Consider the following 3,607-nt stretch of genomic DNA (forward strand, 5'->3'; position numbering starts at 1 on the left):
CCGCCGCTGGGTTTTCTCGACAGTCCAGCGGCGCAAGCGCGTGAATGTTGATCCAATAAGATTAATCCGGCAATACTGTTGTCATATTTGATCGTTATGATTGCCGCTTCCCACGCCCCAGCAGTCCCCTCTCCAAGGAAGCACGATGATCTCAGCAGGAAGACGCAAGTTCCTCAGTTTCGCCGCCACGGCCGGCGCCAGCGCCGCCAACATGTTCCCCAGTGTGATACGCGAGGCCCTCGCCGTGCCCGCCAACAACGTCACCGGCACCCTGGCCGACGTCGAACACGTCGTCATCTTCATGCAGGAGAACCGTTCCTTCGACCACTATTTCGGCACCCTGTCCGGCGTGCGCGGCTTCGACGACCCGCGCGCCATCGCCCTGCCCGGCGGCAACCCGGTGTGGTATCAGCCGAACCCGGCCGGCGGCCACGTGCTGCCCTTCCACTTCGACGCCAAGAACACCAGCGCCCTGTCGGTCGGCACCAACCACTCGTGGAAGGGATCGCAGGCCACCTGGCAGGGCTGGGACGCCTGGGTGCCGCAGAAAACGGCGCAGACCATGGGCCACTTCGACCGCGGCGACCTGCCCTTCTACTACGCGCTGGCCGACGCCTTCACCATCTGCGACGCCTACCACTGCTCGATTTTCGGCGCCACCGACCCCAACCGCATGTACTCGCTGACCGGCGGCAGCCAGGGCTGGCTGGGCGCCATGGGCAGCCTGTACAACGTCAGCCCGAGCGGCTTCTACAACAACGACCCGGCGCGCGACAACATCTCGCCCGCCGTCACCGCCGGCGCGCCCAACTGGCGCACCTACGCCGAGACGCTGGAGGCCAACCAGGTCAGCTGGAAGGTGTATCAGGAATGGGACAACTACGGTGACAACTACCTGGCCTACTTCAAGAACTTCCGCGTCAATCCCGACGGCAGCCGCCTCGGCGGCGACTCGCCGCTGTACCAAAAGGGCCGCGCCCTGGCGGCCGGCTCGACCGAGGCCAACTCGGCCGGCACCAAGGGCGACTGGCTGGTCAACGCCTTCGCCGACGACGTGCGCAACAACCGCCTGCCGCAGGTGTCGTGGATCTGCGCGCCGAACGACTACACCGAACACTCGCCCGCCTCGCCCAACGCCGGCGAGAACCTGACGGCGCGCCTGCTGGCCGCGCTGGTGGCCAACCCGGCGGTATGGTCGAAGACCGTGTTCCTGCTGATGTACGACGAAAACGACGGCTTCTTCGACCATGTGCCGTCCGACCTGGCGCCGCTCAACGGCGGCATGGGCAAGACCACGCTGGCCGACATCGGCAAGTACGAGAACTACCAGGGCGTGCCGGTCGGCCTCGGCCCGCGCGTGCCGATGCTGGTGATTTCGCCGTGGAGCAAGGGCGGCCGCGTCTGTTCGCAACTGTTCGACCACACCTCGAAGATCCGCTTCTTGGAAGAATGGCTGGTGGCCGGTCGCGGCAAGGAGCGCGCCAAGGTCGAGTGCGAACTGATTTCGCCGTGGCGCCGCGCCGTCTGCGGCGACCTGACCTCGGCCTTCGACTTCAGCAAGCCCAACAACAACTGGCCGGCCAGCGTGCCGAAGACCGCCGCCTACCAGCGCGTCACCGGCAAGCCCTACCCGCAGCCGCCGGCCGTGCAGACCCTGCCCAAGCAGGAACCCTGCGCCACCGTCACCGGCACGCGCTATGCCTGCGCGCTGCCGTATCAATTGGCGGTGCACGGCGGCTACAACGGCGGCAAGCAGTTCGAGCTGGACTTCGCCAACGACGGCACGGCCGGCGCCGCCTACATCGTCTACTCGGCGATCCGCAGCGACGGGCCGTGGTACTACACGGTCGAGCCCGGCAAGCGCATCGAACAGGAAATTTGGAACTGGACCGGCAACAACTACCAGTTGACCGTGCACGGCGCCAACGGCTACCTGCGCGGCTTCCAGGGCACGCTGGGCCTGGCCGCCGGCGCCGCCAAGCCGGAAGTGCGCAGCAGCTACGAGCGCGAGCGCGGCGCGCTGGGCCTGAGCCTGTTGAACCTCGGCGGCGGCAAGCCCTGCCGCTTCACCATCGCCGACAATGCCTACGGCGCCGAGCCGGCGATCTACACGGTGGCGGCCGGCCAGAGCCTGTCGATCGACTTGGCGCTCGACGCCAGCTTCGGCTGGTACGACCTCAACATCAGCTGCGACGCCGACGCCGGCTGGTCGCGCCAACTGGCCGGCCACGTCGAAACGGGCCGCGCCAGCCGCACCGATCCGCAGATCGGCACCAACCGCGTCAAGATCACGCTCGACACCAGCACCCCGCACGTCACGCGCGGCGCGCCGGTGCTGCTGCACTACGCCGCGCCGCCGGGCAAGCTGGACGCGCAGAACTGGATCGGCATCTACGCCCCCGGCACCTCGCCCGGCAAGGGCAACGCGCTGCAATGGAGCTACGCGCCGGCGCAAAGCGGCAGCGCCTCGTTCAGCACCAGCGCGCTGACGGTGGGCGAGTACACGGTGTGGTATCTGTACCAGAACGGCTACGTGGCGCTTGGCGGCCCGGTCAGCTTCAGCGTGACCCAGCTCAGCGCCTCCAGCGCCAGCGTGGCGCGCGGCAAGCCCATCGTGTTCGACTACGCCGTGCCCGCCGGCAAGGTCACCAGCACCAACTGGATCGGCATCTGGCCGGCCGGCGTGACGCCGAGCAGCGGCACTTATCTGGTGTGGCAATACGTCACCGCCGCCGCCGGCCAAGCCAGCTTTGACACCAGCAAGCTCGCCCCCGGCGCCTACACCGCCTGGTGCCTGTACAACGACGGCTACGCCCAGCTGGGCGGTCCGTGCAATTTCAGCGTCGTCTGACGCAAGAACAGTAGAGAAGGAACAACATGAAACACAGCAACCTCAACCGCGCCCTGCTGGGCTTGACCTTGGCCGCCGCCAGCGCACTGGCCCAGGCCGGCGTGCTCGGCTTCGACCAGCGCGCCGACTTCAATGCCGCCGGCCACATCGCCATCAACAGCAACTTCGACGACTTCGGCCGTGGCTACCACTTCCCCGGCAGCGACTTCAGCCGTGGCGACGTCACCTATATGTCGGATGAAAACCTGGTGGTCGGCGCCGGCACCGCCATGTCGGTCGGCAAGTTGCGTCCCGTGATGAGCAACGAATACTGGTCGCCGCTGGTGGCGCAAGTGAACGACGCGGCGCACTACAGCATGCTCGGCTTCGACGCCGCCGTCACCGCCGGCCTGGTCGACATCACCATCGAGACCAACCAGGGCAGCTACGCCTACCGGGGCATCAACTTGCCCAACGGCGCGGCCGGCTTCGGCTTCAAGGGCTTCGTCGCCACCGGTGTCGGCGAGTACTTCATCGGCTTCCGCATCGACTCGCAGGGCACCGGTTACCTGGCCGGCGTGACCGACGTGGCGCTGGGCCGGGTGTCGGCCGTGCCGGAACCGGGCGGCGCCGCCATGCTGCTGGCCGGCCTCGGCCTGGTGGGCTGGCTGCGCCGCCGCGCAGGCGGGAACCCATGCACCGCATGAGTTCCCCTCATACGCAGCATGCCATCTAGCGCGGCATCAAACAAAACCCAAGGACGCAAACTGGGGTGGG

Annotated in this window: 2 protein-coding genes; both read left to right on the top strand. The window is 67.4% G+C overall.

Annotation, left to right across the window (positions count from 1 at the left end; genetic code table 11):
- Positions 1 to 145: 145 nt before the first annotated feature.
- Positions 146 to 2,851 carry a phosphocholine-specific phospholipase C gene (locus tag H7U20_RS09870; RefSeq protein WP_199758983.1) on the top strand — a complete coding sequence of 902 codons (2,706 nt, stop codon included), beginning with the start codon at positions 146 to 148 and terminating at the stop codon, positions 2,849 to 2,851.
- A gap of 26 nt (positions 2,852 to 2,877) precedes the next feature.
- Positions 2,878 to 3,537, top strand: coding sequence for a PEP-CTERM sorting domain-containing protein (locus H7U20_RS09875; protein ID WP_233410623.1), 660 nt, complete (start codon positions 2,878 to 2,880; stop codon positions 3,535 to 3,537).
- Positions 3,538 to 3,607: the final 70 nt, after the last annotated feature.

This window comes from Rugamonas violacea, from assembly GCF_016461825.1.
GTDB lineage: Bacteria > Pseudomonadota > Gammaproteobacteria > Burkholderiales > Burkholderiaceae_D > Rugamonas.